15 protein-coding genes are annotated in these 16,765 nt (G+C 70.6%); 11 read left to right on the plus strand and 4 right to left on the minus strand.

What is annotated here, in order from left to right:
• The first annotated feature begins 9 nt into the window (after positions 1-9).
• The 10 genes from gspG (at position 10) to I6I07_RS26930 (ending at position 8,150) form a co-directional block, all read left to right on the plus strand.
• Positions 10-381: a type II secretion system major pseudopilin GspG gene (gene gspG / locus I6I07_RS26885; protein WP_231689890.1), complete on the plus strand. Its 372-nt coding sequence runs from the start codon at positions 10-12 to the stop codon at positions 379-381.
• A complete protein-coding gene (gene gspH, locus I6I07_RS26890; RefSeq protein ID WP_198484403.1) occupies positions 353-841 on the plus strand; it encodes a type II secretion system minor pseudopilin GspH in 489 nt (162 codons plus the stop codon). The genes gspG and gspH overlap by 29 nt, the downstream gene beginning before the upstream one ends.
• Positions 828-1,232, plus strand: coding sequence for a type II secretion system minor pseudopilin GspI (gene gspI, locus I6I07_RS26895; protein ID WP_198484404.1), 405 nt, complete (start codon positions 828-830; stop codon positions 1,230-1,232). The genes gspH and gspI overlap by 14 nt, the downstream gene beginning before the upstream one ends.
• Complete coding sequence (locus I6I07_RS26900) at positions 1,229-1,843, plus strand: prepilin-type N-terminal cleavage/methylation domain-containing protein (RefSeq protein ID WP_198484405.1); 615 nt, start codon at positions 1,229-1,231, stop codon at positions 1,841-1,843. Before gspI ends, I6I07_RS26900 begins: the two co-directional genes overlap by 4 nt.
• Entirely contained in the window at positions 1,840-2,784 is a 945-nt protein-coding gene (gspK, locus tag I6I07_RS26905; RefSeq protein WP_198484406.1) for a type II secretion system minor pseudopilin GspK, read from the plus strand. The genes I6I07_RS26900 and gspK overlap by 4 nt, the downstream gene beginning before the upstream one ends.
• Positions 2,781-3,773, plus strand: coding sequence for a type II secretion system protein GspL (gene gspL / locus I6I07_RS26910; protein WP_198484407.1), 993 nt, complete (start codon positions 2,781-2,783; stop codon positions 3,771-3,773). Before gspK ends, gspL begins: the two co-directional genes overlap by 4 nt.
• Entirely contained in the window at positions 3,770-4,357 is a 588-nt protein-coding gene (gene gspM / locus I6I07_RS26915) for a type II secretion system protein GspM (protein WP_198484408.1), read from the plus strand. Before gspL ends, gspM begins: the two co-directional genes overlap by 4 nt.
• Positions 4,357-5,112, plus strand: coding sequence for a type II secretion system protein N (gspN, locus tag I6I07_RS26920; RefSeq protein ID WP_198484409.1), 756 nt, complete (start codon positions 4,357-4,359; stop codon positions 5,110-5,112). The genes gspM and gspN overlap by 1 nt, the downstream gene beginning before the upstream one ends.
• A 315-nt stretch (positions 5,113-5,427) precedes the next feature.
• On the plus strand, positions 5,428-7,605 hold the full coding sequence (locus I6I07_RS26925) for a TonB-dependent receptor plug domain-containing protein (protein WP_232625763.1): 2,178 nt from the start codon (positions 5,428-5,430) through the stop codon (positions 7,603-7,605).
• Complete coding sequence (locus I6I07_RS26930) at positions 7,605-8,150, plus strand: TlpA disulfide reductase family protein (RefSeq protein ID WP_198484410.1); 546 nt, start codon at positions 7,605-7,607, stop codon at positions 8,148-8,150. Before I6I07_RS26925 ends, I6I07_RS26930 begins: the two co-directional genes overlap by 1 nt.
• Here the strand turns inward: I6I07_RS26930 and gspE are convergent.
• Entirely contained in the window at positions 8,147-9,574 is a 1,428-nt protein-coding gene (gene gspE / locus I6I07_RS26935) for a type II secretion system ATPase GspE (protein WP_198484411.1), read from the minus strand. The genes I6I07_RS26930 and gspE overlap by 4 nt on opposite strands.
• Entirely contained in the window at positions 9,571-12,192 is a 2,622-nt protein-coding gene (gene gspD, locus I6I07_RS26940; protein ID WP_198484412.1) for a type II secretion system secretin GspD, read from the minus strand. The genes gspE and gspD overlap by 4 nt, the downstream gene beginning before the upstream one ends.
• 175 nt (positions 12,193-12,367) lie before the next feature.
• On the opposite strand from gspD, the gene gspF reads away from it, so the two are divergent.
• Entirely contained in the window at positions 12,368-13,573 is a 1,206-nt protein-coding gene (gene gspF / locus I6I07_RS26945) for a type II secretion system inner membrane protein GspF (RefSeq protein WP_198484413.1), read from the plus strand.
• 631 nt (positions 13,574-14,204) lie between these two features.
• On the opposite strand, the gene I6I07_RS26950 is transcribed toward gspF, so the two are convergent.
• Both I6I07_RS26950 and I6I07_RS26955 read right to left on the minus strand, forming a co-directional pair.
• The gene (locus I6I07_RS26950; RefSeq protein ID WP_006386376.1) at positions 14,205-14,543 is read right to left on the minus strand and encodes a P-II family nitrogen regulator; all 339 of its coding nucleotides are present in this window, start codon (positions 14,541-14,543) and stop codon (positions 14,205-14,207) included.
• A 139-nt stretch (positions 14,544-14,682) separates the two neighbouring features.
• On the minus strand, positions 14,683-16,749 hold the full coding sequence (locus I6I07_RS26955) for an NAD(+) synthase (protein ID WP_198487687.1): 2,067 nt from the start codon (positions 16,747-16,749) through the stop codon (positions 14,683-14,685).
• Between the last annotated feature and the right edge of the window lie 16 nt (positions 16,750-16,765).

Here is a 16,765-nt window from a genome sequence, read left to right on the forward strand (position 1 = left end):
ATCGAGATCATGGTGGTCATCGTGATCATGGGGATTCTTGCGGCCCTGATCGTGCCGCGCGTGCTGGACCGTCCCGACCAGGCCCGCCAGGTCGCGGCGCGCCAGGACATCGCCGGCATCATGCAGGCGCTCAAGCTGTACCGACTGGACAACGGCCGCTATCCGACCACCGCCCAGGGCCTGCGCGCGCTGGTGGAAAAGCCGGAAGGCGCGTCCAACTGGCGCGGCTACCTGGACAAGCTGCCCAATGACCCCTGGGGCCATCCGTATCAATACCTGAGCCCCGGCGTCAAAGGCGACATCGATGTGTTCTCGTTCGGCGCCGACAACAAGCCCGGCGGAGAAGGCGGCGATGCCGACATCGGTTCGTGGGAACTCTGAGCGCGGATTCACGCTAGTCGAAGTCCTGGTGGTGCTGGTGATCGTCGCCATCGCCGCCAGCATGGTGAGCCTGTCCATCGGCAAGCGCGCCGACCCGTTGCGCGAGGACGCGCAACGCCTGGTCGACGCCTTCACCGTGGCCGAAGGCGAAGCCCGCAGCGATGGCCGGTCGATCCGCTGGCTGCCCGCCAGCGGCGGCTGGTCGTTCGAGCGCCAGGGCCGTTCCGACGCGCCTACCGCGCAGGATGACGCGCCCCTGCCGGTCGACAAGCTCGAGCGCGACGAGGCCCTGCGGCCGCAGGCCTGGCTGGCCCGCCAGGTGCAGCTGCGGCTGGCGCCCGACCGCCCGCTGGTCTTCAACACCGAATGGGTGGCCGACCCGTTCAGCGTGCAGCTGCGCGCGGGCGATTCGCTCGTGACGGTGACACGCGACGCCGCCGGACGCTATGACATCCACTGAATTTCCTCCCGTGCGCCCCGCGCGGCGCCAACGCCAGTGCGGCTTCACCCTGATCGAGGTGCTGGTGGCGCTGGCCATCATCGCCGTGGCGATGGGCGCGGCCCTGCGCGCCACCGGCGTCATGGCCGCCAACAACCGCGCGCTGCAGGACAAGACGCTGGCGCTGCTGGCCGCGCAGAACGCGCTGACCCAGCTGCGGCTGGAGCAGACCCTGCCGCGCGCCGGCTCGCAGACCGTCGCCTGTCCGCAGGGCGGCCTGGCGCTGCAATGCGAACTGGTGTTCACCAATTCCCTGAACCGCAGCTTCCGCCAGGTGTCGGTCAAAGTCCGCGACGCGGGCAATGGCGCGGCCCTGCTGCAGCTGGACGGCCTGCTGTCGAGCCTGCGATGACCCGCCGCCGCCCCCACGCCCGCGCCCAGGCGGGCTTCACCCTGATCGAAGTGCTGGTGGCGCTGGCGCTGATGGCGCTCGTCAGCCTGATGGCCTGGCGCGGCCTGGACAGCGTCTCCAGCGCGCGCGACTGGATCGCGCAGCAATCCGACGACACCGACGCCATCGTCCGCACGCTGGGGCAAATGGGACGCGATGTCGAACTGGCCTACAACGGCCCGTCCTTCGCCGCGCCCGGCATCGACACGCAGGTCTTCACGACCGGCGTGCGCCTCTTGCGCGGCGCCGCCGGCGCGCAGGTGCTGGAGATCCTGCGGCCCGATCCGGACGGCGACGGCCGCTGGCAACGGGTGCAATGGTCGGTGCGCAAGGACGGCCTGTGGCGCGCCAGCGGCCTGCCCGCCGAACAGGGACCGCTGCCGCCCGTCGGCGACGGCGTGCTGCTGCTGCCGGGCGTGCGCGACCTGGCGCTGCGCGGCTGGGTGCCGGGCGCGGGCTGGATGGACACCCGCTCGCCCTTCTCCGCCACGCCCAGCGGCATCGAGATCACGCTCGACCGCGGCCCGGCCGGCGACGTGCGGCGCTACAGCCGCGTCCTGGAGCTGCCATGAACACGACCCTGCCGCGCGAGCGCGGCGCCGCCGTCGTCAGCGCGCTGATCATCGTCGCCATCGTCGCGGCGCTGACCACCAGCCTGTTCCAGCGCCAGACCGCCAGCACCCGCCGCATCGAGAACGAAATGGCGCGGGTGCAGGCGCGCATGCTGCTGGCCGGCGGCATCGACTGGGCCCGCCTGGTGGTGCGCGACCACGGCAAGCGCGAGTCCACCACCCGTGGCGACCAGATCTGGGCCACGCCGGTGCTGGACACCCGCATCGAGCGTCCCGGCGACGACCGCGTCGCGGTGTTCTCCGGCAAGGTGCAGGACGAACAGGGCAAGTACAACCTGACCAACCTGGCCAGCAACGGCGTGCCGCAACCGGAACAGGAGCAGGCGCTGCGGCGGCTGCTGGGCGCCCTGCGCCTGCCGGACACGCTGGCCGGCCGCATCATCGAGATCATCGCCGCCAGCCAGCCGCCGGCGCCCGCCGCCAACGCGCCCACGCCGGCCCAGGGCGGCCAGGCGCCGCAGGCGCGCGCGCCATTGCCGCGCGGCATCGACGACGTGGCGGCGCTGCTGGGGCTGGAGCCCGCCGTGCGCGCCGAACTGCGGCGCACGATGACGGTGCTGCCCACCGCCACCAACGTCAACGTCAATACCGCGCCGCCCGAAGTCATCGCCGCGCTGGTCGCGGGCCTGTCGCTCAGCCAGGCCCGCGCCATCACCGGCGAACGCGACCGCGGCAACTGGTTCAACAACAGCGGCGACTTCGCCAACCGGCTGGCCGCCACCGGCGTCAAGACGCCCGCGCCCGCCGTCAGCACGACCAGCGGCTGGTTCCTGGCCAGCGGCGCGGTCGTTTACGAACGGGCCCGGGTCTCGATGCAGGCGCTGATACGCAGCGCGCCGCCCGCCGCGCCCGACACTATCTGGACGAGAGAAACCCCTTGAAGAATTCCTTGCGCATCGCGCTGGCCCCGCTCGCCGAACTCGGCCCAGGCTCGCTGCTGCCCTTTGCCTGGTTCGACCGCCGCGGCCGCTGCGCGCGCCAGGGCGAGCTGACGCTGCACGCCCTCGGCCAGGCCTATCCGCAGGCCGCCTGCGAGGCCGTGCTGCACCCGGCCGACGTCATCGCCGCCACCGTCCAGGTGCCGGCCGTGGCCAAGGCCCGCTTCGCCGCCGCCGTGCGCGGCTCGCTCGAGCCGCTGGTGCTGAGCGACCTGGACGACCTGGCGATCGGCCATGGCCCGCGCGGCGCCGACGGCAACGTGGCGCTGGCCTGGGCGGCGCGCGAACCGGTGCGCCGCGCCTGGAGCCTGCTGAACGCGCAGGGCCTGCGCGCCCACGCCCTGATCGCCCCGCAGACGCTGGCGCCCGAAGACCTGACGCCGCTGCGCGATCCGGCCGACCCGCGCTGGCTGGCGCCGTCGCCCTCGTGGTCGCTGGCGATGCCGCAGCTGGCGCCGGCGCGCGTGTCGCGCTGGCGGCCGGTATGGCGCTGGAGCGCCGTCGCCGCCGTGGTCTGGATCGGCGGCCTGAACCTGCACGCGGCGCAGCTGCGCGGCGAGGCGCAGTCGCTGCGCGACGGCATGCGCCGCCAGGTGCTGGCGGCGTTTCCCGAGCTGCCGGTGGTGCTGGATCCCGCCCGCCAGGCGCAGCAAGGCCTGGACGCGCTGCAGAACCGCCGCGGCGCCGCCAACGCCAGCGACTTCCTGCCGCTGGCGCGCGCCGCCGCGCAGACCCTGCCGTTCGCCGCCGACAACGTCGCCCGCCTGTCCTATGCCGACCAGGCGCTGACCCTGCAACTGGCCGACGCCGGCGCCCAGGCCCAGCGCGTGGCCGAAACGCCCGCGCTGATCCAGCAGGCCGCCTCGCAGGGCCTGAAGCTGGAACGCGGCGACACCGACAACACCTGGCGCATCACGCGCAGCCAACCATGAAGCCCATTGAACGCCTGAGCGCCGCCTGGCGCGCCGCCCTCAAACCCCTGGCGCCGGCCGCCGACCGCGCGCGCCAGCGCTACCAGGCCCTGGCGCCGCGCGAACGGCGGCTGGTCAACGGCGCCGGCGCCCTGCTGGGCGCGGTGCTGGTCTTCACGCTGCTGATCGAGCCCGCGCTGGACTCGTCGCGCAAGCTGCGCGACGAACTGCCAGGCCTGCGCGGCCAGGCCGCCGCCGTGGCGGACATCACCACGCAGGCCATGGCCCTGCGCGGCAAGGCCGCCGCGCCCGCCGCCACCCTGCCGGCCGCCGCCGACATCGGCGCCAGCCTGGAACGCGCGGGCCTGCCCGCCGACCACTGGAAGCTGGAGCATCCGGGCCAGGGCGACAGCGTCACGCTGGCCGTGACCGAAGTGCCTTCGTCGGCGCTGCTGCGCTGGCTCGAGAACGCCGCCGGCGACTGGGGCCTGGCGGTCAGGCAGGTCGAGCTGACCCGCGCCGCCAACGTCAATGGCCGGCCCTTGCCCGGCCTGGTCAACGGCAGCATCAAGCTGGCCCTGCCGGCCCCGCAGGCCCGCTCCTGATGCGTCTGCCCCGCCTGCCCAAGCGCACCGGCCTGGCGCTGGCCTGCGCCGCCTGCGCGCTCGCGGCCGCGGCCGCCGTGCTGCCGGCCCGCTGGCTGCTGGCCTTCCTGCCCGCCGACGCGCCGGTGGCGCTGGCCGACGCCGCCGGTACGGTCTGGAACGGCAGCGCCTGGCTGGCGCTCGGCCCGCCCGGGGCGCGCCGCATGCTGCCGCAGGCCCTGCAATGGCAGTGGCGCTGGTCGTCAATGACGCTGGAGGTATCGCATCCCTGGCTGCGCGGACCGGTGCGCGCCGGCCTGGGCTGGGACGGCCTGTCGCTGTCGGCGCAATCGCTGCGGGTGCCCGCCACGGTGCTGCCGGCGCTGGGCGCGCCCTGGAACACGCTGGCGCCCGAGGGCGCGCTGGAGATCAGCTGGCAGGCGCTGAAACTGGGCGGCGCCCTGCCCGACGCACCGCTGGCCGAACTGCGCTGGCGCGACGCCGCCACTGCCTTGTCGCCGGTGACGCCGGTCGGCACCTACGTGCTGCGGGTGCGCGGCAACGGCCGCGCCGGCGCCACGCTGGCGCTCAGCACCGAAAGCGGCCCGCTGGCGGTCACCGGCCAGGGCAGCGTCAATGCCCGCGGCGTGCGCTTCCAGGGCCAGGCGACCTTCGCGGCCAGCGCCAGCGAGGCCGACCGCACCGCCCTCGACGGCCTGATGTCGACCCTGGGCCGGCGCAGCGACGACGTGGTGGTCTTCGGCACCGGCAAGTAATCCGAAACGCGGCCACGCGGCCGCCACCGCCCCGACATCTCGGCCCAGTATCAGACCGGCTGACGTTGACGCAAATTTTCATAAAACATAACGTTTTGAATAATTTTCGTCACGGCAGATTCGCGTCATTCCATGGGCATTTCCCTGCGCCACACCGCTGCGTCCCGCCCCGCCTCGCGCCGGGCGCGGCCGCGTGTCGCGCCGCGCGCGCCCGGCACGGTTCCCTGTCTCAACTGAACGCGCCGCGGCGCGGGCGCCATGCGCCTGCGCCGCGGCCGTCCGTTCCTGGAAACCGCACGCCCGATGCCTCTTGCCATGTCTTTCGCCTTCCCCTCCCGCACGCCCTCCCGCTTCCGGCTCGCCGCCCTGGCGGCGGCGCTGACCGCCGCCGGCGCCACGCAGGCCCAGACCACCGCGCCCGCCGACCACACCGCCACGCTGCCCGCGATCACCGTCATCGACCGCTCCAACCAGGGATCGATGCGGCCCGGCGCCCTGCGCGACGAACTGGTCAAGACCGAATCCATCAGTGAACGCGCCATCGCCAAGGCCGGCGCCACCAACATCAACGAAGCGCTCGACAAGAATCCCGGCATCGCCGTGCAGGTGGAATGCTCGATCTGCAACGTGCGCAACGTGCTGCTGAACAACCTGCCCGGCCGCTACACCACGATGATGATCGACGGCGTGCCGATCTTCTCCTCGGTATCGTCGGCCTACGGGCTGGACAGCGTCAGCGTCTACGGCGTCGAGCGCATCGACATCGCGCGCGGCGCCGGCGCCAGCCTGATCGCCCCCGAAGCCCTGTCCGGCTCGGTCAACATCGTCACCAAGCGCCCCACCGAGGCCGAGAACCGCGCCCGCGCGCAGGTCGGCAGCTACGGCTCGCGCCAGGGCGACGCCTACCTGGCGCGGCCGTTCGAGGGCGGCGCCATCACCGCCACGCTCAACTACAACAAGCATGACTCGGTCGACGCCGACCACAACGGCATCTCCGAATACACCGGCTACGACCGCCGACTGGGCGGCGTCGGCTTCTTCCTCGACGACGCCGGCGGCTTCAAGGTGCGCGGCCGGGTCGACGTGGTCAATGAAAAGCGCGGCGGCGGCGCGCTGGGCAATGATTACTCGGCCATCAAGCACAGCACTCGCGGCAACCCGTTCGACTGGCGCCAGGGCGTGCACGGCTCCCCCGACCGCGACGGCTGGGTCAACCCGTCGGACGGCAGCATCGAACCCTACGACGAAGGCCCCGGCGGCGATCGCGGCGGCCGCGGCGGCATGTCCGAGATCATCTTCACCGACCGCCTGCAGTTCATCTCCACCGCCGAAAAGTCGTTCGGCGACAGCGTGCTGCGCCTGGCCGTCGGCGCCGCCCAGCACAAGCAGGACAGCTTCTACGAACAGGCCACCTACATCGCCCGCCAGAAGCAGTATTACGCCGAAGCCAGCTGGCAGACGCCCATCGCCGGCTGGCTCACCACCGCCGGCGCCAACCTCCGCTACGAAGACCTCAAGAGCCACGGCAGCATGGAAGACGGCACGCCGGTGCAGGGCGTCGACGACTACCTCTACCGCACGCCGGCGCTGTTCCTGCAGGCCTACCGCACCTTCCTGGACGACGCCCTGGAAATCAACGGCTCGGTCCGCTACGACCGCCACAACGTCTTCGGCGGCATCACCTCGCCGCGCCTGAACGCGCTCTACCACCACACCGAGCGGCTGGCCAGCCGCTTCAGCGTGGGCAAGGGCTTCCGCGCGCCCACCAGCTTCTTCGAGCAGGAACACGGCATCCTCAACACCATCCACATCGACCGCCAGATCACCAAGCCCGAGGAATCGTTCAACGCCAGCTATGCGCTCAACTACGCCGACGACCGCCTCGCGGTGACCGGCTCGTACAACTACAACCACATCAAGAACTTCGCCATGCTCGACCCCGACCAGCACGATGCGGCCGGCAACGACATCACGGTGTTCTCCAGCGCCCGCCAGCCGGTCATCGTGCAGGGCGTCGACCTGACGATGTCCTACCTGGTGACGCCGGCCCTGAGCGTGATGGCGGCGGCCGAGGCGTTCAACTACCGCTTCCCCGCCAAGACGCTGATCTTCGCCCGCCCCAACGCCAAGGCCTATCTCGGCCTGGACTACGACCGCGGCGATTTCGACTTCAACGCCAAGCTGGTCTGGACCGGCCCCATGAACCTGCGCAAGTTCCACGACGATGGCTCGGGCAGCCCGAACCGCTACGACCTCGACGGCCATCCCAAGCGCGACAAGAGCCCCGGCTTCTTCACCCTGGACCTGCGCGGCGAATACGCGGTCAACAAGCACTTCACGCTGTATGCCGGCGTCGACAACCTGTTCGACTACAAGCAGACCGACAAGGAAAGCCCGCTGTTCGTCAACGGCGACGGCGAACCCGACGTGACGCAGCTGTGGGGGCCGAGCCGCGGGCGCTACCTGTACGCCGGCACCAAGGTCAGCTTCTGATGCGGCGCGCCGCGCTGTGCGCCTGCCTGGCGCTCGCGGCCGTGACCGCGCGGGCAGGCCCGCCAGCGCGGCCCGCCGCGCGCCCGCCGGCGGGCCAGGCCTGGGATTTTTCGCTGCCGACGCTCGATGGCGGCCGCTTCGTGCGGCTGTCGGCCCTGGCCGGCCCGGTGCTGGTCAATTTCTGGGGCCGCGACTGCCCGCCGTGCGTGGAAGAGCTGCCGCGCCTGCAGGCCTTCGCCGACGCGCATCCGGCGTGGACGGTGCTGCTGGTCAGCACCGATGCGCCCGCCGACGCCCGCGAATTCGCGCAACGCCGCGGCATCACCCTGCCGGTGCTGCGCCCCGGCGGCAATGTCGTGGCGTTGATGCGGGCGGCCGGCAATCGCGGCGGCGCCCTGCCCTTCACGGTCGCCGTCATCGGCGCGCGCATCTGCGATGGGCAACTCGGGGCGCTGTCGGTCGCGGACCTGCAACGCCTTGACGCGGCATGCGCGCCGGTGGCGCCGCAACCCGCCACTACGGCGCCGTCCGCGCCAACGCCCTAGGCGTCGCGCGTCACCCGCAGGATTTCCTCCGGCGAGGTCTCGCCGCTCTCGACCCAGCGCGCGCCGTCCTCGCGCATGCTGAGCATGCCAGCAGCGCTGGCGGCGCGGCGCAGTTCGCGCTCGTCGCGGCCTTCGTGGATCAGGCGACGCGCCTCGTCGTCCACGGTGAACAGTTCATGGATGCCGGAACGGCCGGCGTAGCCGGTGTGGTTGCAGGCCTCGCAGCCGACCGGCTGGAACACCCGTGCGCCGTCCTGCATCGACGGCTTCTTGCAGGCCGGGCACAGCTTGCGCACCAGCCGCTGCGCCAGCACGCCCAGCAGCGACGAGGACAGCAGGAACGGCTCCACCCCCATGTCGGTCAGGCGCGTCACCGCCGACACCGCGTCGTTGGTGTGCAGCGTGGCCAGCACCAGGTGGCCCGTCAGCGACGCCTGCACCGCGATCTGCGCCGTCTCCAGGTCACGGATTTCACCGATCATGATGACGTCCGGATCCTGGCGCAGGATGGCGCGCAGCGCCAGCGCGAAGCTCATGTCGATCTTGGCGTTGACCTGGGTCTGGCTGATGCCCGCCAGGTCGTACTCGATCGGATCCTCCACCGTCAGGATATTGCTGGTGGACGCGTCCAGCCGGCTCAGCGCCGCGTACAGCGTGGTGGTCTTGCCGCTGCCGGTGGGGCCGGTCACCAGCACGATGCCGTGCGGCTGGCGGATCAGCCGGTCCAGCTGCCGCAGCACGCCGGGCGCCATGCCCAGCTTCTCCAGCTGCAGGCGGCCGGCTTCCTTGTCCAGCAGGCGCAGCACCGCGCGCTCGCCATGCCCGGTGGGCAGCGTCGAGACGCGCACGTCGATCGGCCGGCCGCCGACCCGCAGCGCGATGCGGCCGTCCTGCGGCAGGCGCTTTTCGGCGATGTCCAGGTGCGCCATGATCTTGATGCGCGAGATCAGGGCCGCGTGCAGCGCCTTGCGCGGCGAGACCACGTCGCGCAGCGTGCCGTCGACCCGGTAGCGCACCACCGAATGGGTCTCGAACGGCTCGATGTGGATATCGCTGGCGCCGTCGCGCGCCGCCTGCGCGAACAGCGCGTTGATCATGCGGATCACCGGCGCGTCGTCCTGCGCGTCCAGCAGGTCGGCCACCTCGGGCATGTCCTGCAGCAGGCGGTCCAGGTCGATCTCGTTCTCGGCCACGCCCATCACCGAGGCGGCGTCCTCGGCGTGGCTGTAGGTGGCGGCCAGCAGCGTTTCCAGCGCCTCGTCATCGACCCGCGCCACGGCGATGTCGCCATGGCAGCGCTGGATCTCGCGCACCGCCCATTCGGGCGTGCGCGGACTGACCGTCAACTGCGCATGGCCGGCGCGCAGCGACAGCACCGCCCGCTGCGCGCGCGCCCAGGCATAGGGCAAGGGATGCGCGCTCATAGGTGCGAGACCAGTTCGCCCTTGAAGCCCAGTTCCTTGAGCAACGCCGTCGCGGTGGAGATGGTGCCGGGGTCCTTGGACACTTGGCTGCGCACCACGTAGCCCATGCCGCCCGGCCCCGTCTGCACGTAGGCCTGCAGGCCGCTGGCCTGCACCCGCTGGGCGATGCGGTCGGCCTCGGCGCGTGTCTTGACCGAGGCGAACTGCAGCGTCGCGCTGGTGCTCTCGGCTTCGCCATAGAGCGAAGACGGGTCGCGCGCCACGCTCACGTTCAGCGGCAGGTTGGCGCGGATCGGCTGCGCCGGATCGCTGGTCTGGCGCGCCGCCGGATACTGGCGCACCGCGAACGACTCGACCGTCGTGGGCGGCGGACGCCGCATCGTCTCGGCCAGTTGCTCGGGCCGCATGTCGTAGGCGTTGTTGGACACCGATGGCGCCGATCCCGGCGGCGGCAGCATCGGCGCCTGCATGTTCGGCAGCAGCCAGTGGTCGCCCGGCTGCGCGCTGCCCTGGGCGCGGCGCATGTAGTCGTAGCGGTCCATCGTCACACTGGCGCTCTGGCGCGCATCGCGCACCACGTAGGGGCGCAGGAACACCATCAGGTTGGTCTTGGTGCGCTTGCGGCTGTCGTACTTGAACAGCGAGCCCAGCACCGGGATCGAGCTCAGGCCCGGCACGTTGTTGGAGGTCAGCGTCACGTTTTCTTCGAGCAGGCCGCCCAACACGATGATCTGGCCGTCGTCGATCAGCACACTGGTGTCGATGGCGCGCTTGTTGGTGACGATGCCGGTGGTGGCGGACGAACTGCTTTCGTCGATGCTGCTGACTTCCTGGTAGATGTCGAGCTTGACCGCGCCGCCTTCGGAGATCTGCGGCCGGATGTTCAGCTTCAGGCCGACGTCCTCGCGCTGGATGGTCTGGAACGGGTTGTTGTTATTGCCGCCGTTGGTGACGTACTGGCCGGTCACGAACGGCACCGTCTTGCCCACCAGGATGCTGGCCGACTGGTTGTCCAGCGTCAGCAGGTTCGGCGTGGACAGGATGTTGGCTTCGCCGCTGTTCTGCATCGCGCGGGCCAGCACGCCCAGGTTGATGACCTTGTTGCCGAGCACGTCGACCGTGCCCTTGACCACGCCCAGGCTGAGGCCGCCGCCGAGCGCGTCGATCGAGGTCGGGCCCTTGCCCGACAAGCCGCTGCCGCCCAGGTTGGTGCCGCCGATGAAGCTGGTGCCGCCGCTGTTGATGTTGCCCGCGCCGGTCATCCACTGGATGCCGAATTCGGCCGCCGCCTGCTCGCTGACCTCGACGATCAGGCTCTCCACCAGCACCTGCGCGCGGCGCTGGTCGAGCTGGTCGATCACTTCGCGCAGGCTGCGGTACAACGGTTCGGGCGCCGCGATGATGAGCGAGTTGGTGGCCGGATCCGCCTGGATCGTGGCCCCGCCGGCGGAGTACGACACCGCCTGGTTGCCGGAATCGTCGCGCGCGATGCGGTCCTGGTCGCCGGACAGGCCGCCCTTGGCGTTGCCGCCGGAGCTATTGGACGAGTTCGACATGCCCAGGCCGGTATTGGTGTTGCTAGTGGACGCCTGCGACCGGTTGCCACCACTCTGCCCGAGGGCGCCGCCCGCGCCGCCGGTGCCGCCCGTGGGGCCCGCCCCCGGCGCCGAATTGGCCTGGCCGGTCAGCAGCCCGCCCAGCACCTCGGCGATGCGGGTGGCCTGCGCATTGCGCATGTAGACCACGTGCAGGTTGCCGGAGCGGTTCTGCTGCGCGTCCAGCTTGGTGATCAGGTCGCGCGCCAGACGCGTGCGCGCCGGGCTGCCGGCGCGGATCAGCACGCTGTTGCTGCGCGGGTCCGCCACCACCGCGATGCGCTGGGTCGGGTCGCTGCTCTGCGTGTCCAGCAGTTGCGACGCCAGGATGGCGATGTCCGAGGCGATGCCCGAACGCACCGGCACCACGTCGGTGTCGATCGAACTGGGCACGTCGATGCGCGCGATCACCGCCGCGATGCGGTCGAGGTTGTCGGCGTAGTCGGTCACCACCAGCGTGTTGTTGCCGGGGTAGGCGTTGATCGGATTGTTCGGCGGCACCATCGGACGCAGCACCGGCACCAGGTTGGCCGCGTTCTCGTACTTCAGCGGGAACACCCGCGTCAGCATCTCGCCGCTGTTGCCCGAGCCGCCGCGCGCGAAGGACGAGAGCGGCACCGGCCCCTTGCCCGCGCCGCCGGCGGCGGGCGCCGGCCGCGGATCGCCCACCACCGCGCTGCCCTGCAGCTTGGCGTCGGCCTCCGGCACCACCCGCGTCACGCCGTCCACATCGACGATCGCGAAACCTTGCAAACGCAGCGCGCCGGTCAGCATCGACAGCGCCTGCCCGCTATCGACGGGCCGGTCCGACACCAGCGTGAGCTTGCCCTTCACGCGGGGATCCACCAGGAAATTGCGCTTGGTGAACAGCGACAGCGCACGCAGTACCGCGGGGATGTCCGTGTCGACGAAGTTCAGGCTGACGCGATTGTCCGCCTGTTGAGCATAGGCCTGGCTGGCCGCGGGTCCGAGTTGGCTTGCCGCTAGCAAGACCGCAAGGCTGAGTTGCGCGATATGACGCATGACGGGATGTGCCTGAGACGTGAAGTCGTGTGAAAAAACGTGAAAGCGCGTCGGAGTATACGGGGTGACACTGCAACACTACGGTCATAATCCAAAGGCAAGGTGACGGGCTGCAAAGCCTTGATTTACGGGCCTTCCGCATCAATCCGCGGATGCCCGCTGCCACCTTCCCACCATGCCATCCTTTCGTTACGAAGCGACTGACGCGCTCGGAAAAATCGTGCAGGGCACGATCGACGCCGACAGCGAGCGCGGCGCCCGCAACCAGCTGCGCGGCCGCGGCCTGTTGCCCCTGTCCACCTCTCCCGCCGCGCGCGCCGAAGGCCTGGGCGCCGCCCTGCGCACCCGCCTGTCCGACGCCGACCTGGCCTGGCTCACGCGCCAGCTCGCCAGCCTGCTCGCCGCGCGCCTGCCGCTGGACGCCGCGCTCAGCGCCACGCTCGAACAGGCCGAAAAGAAGCACATCGCCGCCACGCTCGAAGGCGTGCGCGACGACGTGCGCGCCGGCCATCGCCTGTCCACCGCGCTGGCCTCGCGCCCGCGCGACTTCCCCGAGATCTACCGCGCCCTGATCGGCGCCGGCGAGGAATCCGGCGACCTGGCGCAGGTCATGGAAAAACTGGCGGACTACATCGAAGAGCGCAACACTCTGCGCAGCAAGGTCATGACGGCGTTCATCTACCCCGCCGTGGTCGCCTGTGTCTCCGTCATCATCGTGATCTTCCTGCTGGGCTACGTCGTGCCGCAGGTGGTGTCGGCCTTCAACCACGCCAAGCAGCAGCTGCCGCTGCTGACCCGCATCATGCTTGGGCTGTCCGACTACGTGCGTGAATGGGGCCTGGCCACCGGCGCCGCCATCGCGCTGGCCATCGTGCTGTGGCGCTATTCCCTGCGCGTGCCCGCCGCCCGCCGCGCCTGGCACGCCCGCGTGCTGCGCCTGCCCCTGGCTGGCCGCTTCGTGCTCGGCGTCAACGCCGCCCGCTTCGCCTCGACCCTGGCCATCCTCTGCGGCAGCGGCGTCGCCCTGCTCACCGCCCTGGACGCCGCCCGCCGCACCCTCGGCAACGACGTCCTGCGCGGCGCCGTCGACGAAGCCGCCGCCCGCGTCCGCGAAGGCGCCTCCCTCTCAGCCTCCCTGGCCGCCCAGAAAGCCTTCCCTTCACTGCTCATCCATCTCATCGCCAGCGGCGAAAAAACCGGCCAGCTCCCCGAACTGCTCGACCGCGGCGCCCAGAACCTCTCGCGCGACCTCGAACGCCGCGCCATGGCCATGACCGCCCTGCTGGAACCCGCCCTCATCCTGCTGATGGGCGGCTTCGTCCTTCTGATCGTGCTGGCCGTGATGATGCCGATCCTGGAAATGAACCAGCTGATCCGCTAGACCCGCAAAAAGAAAAGGGCCCGCGTCCAACCCGCGGGCCTCACAGAATCCATGGCAAGCGCCAATAGCGCATCGGCACGGCACGGCACGGCACGGCACAAGATGAAATAACAGAACGCGGAGCCTGGAGCGAGGAACGCGGAACGCGGAACGCGGAACGTCAGAGAAATAACCCCAAAAAGCAGCGCCCCAAAACCCACCGTCCTCCCCCTCCCCCTCTCTCCCCCAGCGCGAAGCGACAACACCCCCGACGCCCCACCACCGCGTATGCAAACAGCGGCCGCCCGCGCGGCCACTGTTTGCGGGCCCCGCAAGCTCCCCCGCAAGCAACCACCACAGCAGCGCTTCAATTCTCAAAGGCGCGAGCCCGGCGCGCAGGCGCAGCGGGTGCGGGCGCCGTCGATGCGCCCGAGGGAATCTGAAGGAACAGCCGCAGGCTGTGACGAAGATGACGAAGGGGGGGGCCGCCTAGGCAAGTCCGGAGCGAACGCTCCGGACCGCAATCGTTGGCGCCCGCACCCGCTGCGCCTGCGCGCCGGGCGCCCCAAGAACACAATCCCCCGCCCCAAAAAACTTCGGGGAGACCATAACGATCCCCCCGACAATCAACGCAAGCGATTCAAACGCAAACTCAAAGCGCCTCTTCGTCGCTCTCCCCCGTCCGAATCCGGATGGCCTGCTCGACCGGCGTAACAAAGATCTTGCCATCCCCGATCTTCCCGGTACGGGCCGCCTTCACCACCGCCTCGATCGCCGCCTCGACCTGGTCGTCCGGCAGCACCACCTCGACGCGGATCTTCGGCAGGAAATCCACCACGTATTCCGCCCCGCGGTACAACTCGGTATGCCCCTTCTGGCGCCCGAACCCCTTCACTTCGGTCACGGTCAGCCCGCTGACGCCGACCTCGGCCAGCGCTTCGCGGACTTCGTCGAGCTTGAAGGGTTTGATGATGGCGGTGACTTGTTTCACGTTGGTCGTCCTGATTGTTCGATCTGTTGCGGCGCCCGGGATGCCTGTCGGACCAGGGCGCGATGATTGAGAGAATACCACCGGCGCCGGGCCCGCCAAGCCCGGCCCGGCGACGGCCGGGAAAACCCGCAGGCGGCGGTCAGGCCGGCGGCGCCGCGTCCGGAATCCGGTCGGCGTCGCGCATCCACACCACCGACTCGGAATCGCTCGGCGCGCGCCAGTCGCCGCGCGGCGACAGCGAGCCGCCCGAGCCCACCTTGGGCGCGTTCGGCACGCAGGTGCGCTTGAACTGGCTGAGGCGGAAGAACCGGTCCAGGAAGATCTTCAGGTTGCGCTTGATCGCCGCCAGGTCGTACTGGTTGCGCGCCACGTGGCCGCCTTCCGGCCAGGCGCCGGCATCGCGGTCGCGCCAGGCCGCCAGCGCCAGGAACGCCACCTTGGTCGGCGCGAAGCCGTAGCGCAGCGTGTAGTACAGGTTGAAATCCTGCAGCTCGTAGGGGCCGATGGTGTCTTCGCTCTTCTGCGTCGGCTTGCCATCGTCGCCGCCCGGCACCAGCTCGGGGCTGACGTCCGTGCCCAGCACGTCCAGCAGCACCGCCGCGCCGGCCTCGCCCAGGCGGCCGGACTCGGCCACCCAGCGCACCAGGTGCGTGATCAGGGTCTTGGGCACGCTGGCGTTGACGCTGTAGTGCGACATGTGATCGCCCACGCCATAGGTGCACCAGCCCAGCGCCAGTTCACTCAGGTCGCCCGTGCCGATGACGATGGCGTTGTTGAAATTGGCGATGCGGAACAGGTGGTTGGTGCGCTCGCCGGCCTGCACGTTCTCGAAGGTGATGTCGTACACCGGCTTGCCATCGGCATAGGGATGGCCGAGGTCCTTGAGCATCTGCAGGCAGCTCGGGCGGATGTCGACCTCGGAGGCCGTGCAACCCACCACCGCCATCAGCTGGCGCGCCTGCTGCAGCGTGCGGCTGCTGGTGGCGAAACCCGGCATGGTCACGGCCAGGATATTGGCGCGCGGCAGCCCCAGCGTGTCCATCGCCTGGGCGCAGACCAGCAGCGCGTGGGTCGAATCCAGCCCGCCCGAAATGCCGATGACCACCTTGGACATGCCGCTGGCCGACAGGCGCTGCGCCAGCGCCTGCACCTGGATGCTGTAGACCTCGCGGCAGCGCGCGTCGCGGCGCTGGGCGTCGGCCGGCACGTAGGGGAAGCGCGGCACGCGCCGCTCCAGCGGCAGCTCGGCGTCTTCCAGCGGCGCCGCGACCGGCACCAGCACCTGGCGGAATTTGCGCACTTCGTCGCGGTGGCGCCGCGCCGACTGGCCGAAGGTGGTCTGGTGCATGCGCTCGCGCGACAGGCGCTCAAGGTCGACGTCGGAGAACAGCAGGTGCGATTCGTTCAGGAAGCGCTCGGACTCGCCCAGCAGCTCGCCGTTCTCGTAGATCAGCGCCTGGCCGTCCCAGGCCAGGTCGGTGGACGACTCGCCACGGCCGGCCGACGTATACATGTAGGCCGCCAGGCAGCGCGCCGACTGCTGCGCCACCAGCTGGTGGCGGTAGGCCGACTTGCCGACCACGATGTTCGAGGCCGACAGGTTCACCAGCACCGTGGCGCCGGCCAGCGCCGCGAACGAGGACGGCGGGATCGGCACCCAGACGTCTTCGCAGATCTCGACGTGGAACTGGAACAGCGGCAGCTTTTCCATCTGGAACAGCAGCTCGGCGCCGAACGGCACGGTCTGCTCCAGCAGGCGGATCTCGGTGGCGACGGCGCAATCGGCCGCGCTGAACTGGCGCGCTTCGTAGAATTCGCCGTAGTTGGGCAGGTAGCTCTTGGGCACCACGCCCAGGATGCGGCCGCCGGCCGCCACCACCGCGCAGTTGTACAACTGGTGCGCCACCCGCAGCGGCGCGCCGACGACGACGGCGATGTCCAGCTCGGCCGTGGCGCGTACCACCTGGTCCAGCGCCGCCTCGCAGGCGTCCAGCAGGGCCTTCTGGTGGAACAGGTCGTCGCAGGTGTAGGCCGACAGGCCGAGTTCGGGGAACGCCGCCAGCACGGCGCCGCCCTGGGCCGCCTGCTGCGCCAGCGCGATGGTCTGCGCGGCGTTGAAGGCCGGATCCGCGACCCGGCATTCGGGCACGCCCACGGCGACCCGGGCGAAGCCGTGGGAATACAGGTTGAAGAACGGGTTCGACATCGGATCCATCGCCTGG

Origin of the sequence: Achromobacter deleyi, assembly GCF_016127315.1 — a bacterium.
In the GTDB taxonomy this organism is placed as follows: domain Bacteria; phylum Pseudomonadota; class Gammaproteobacteria; order Burkholderiales; family Burkholderiaceae_B; genus Achromobacter; species Achromobacter insuavis_A.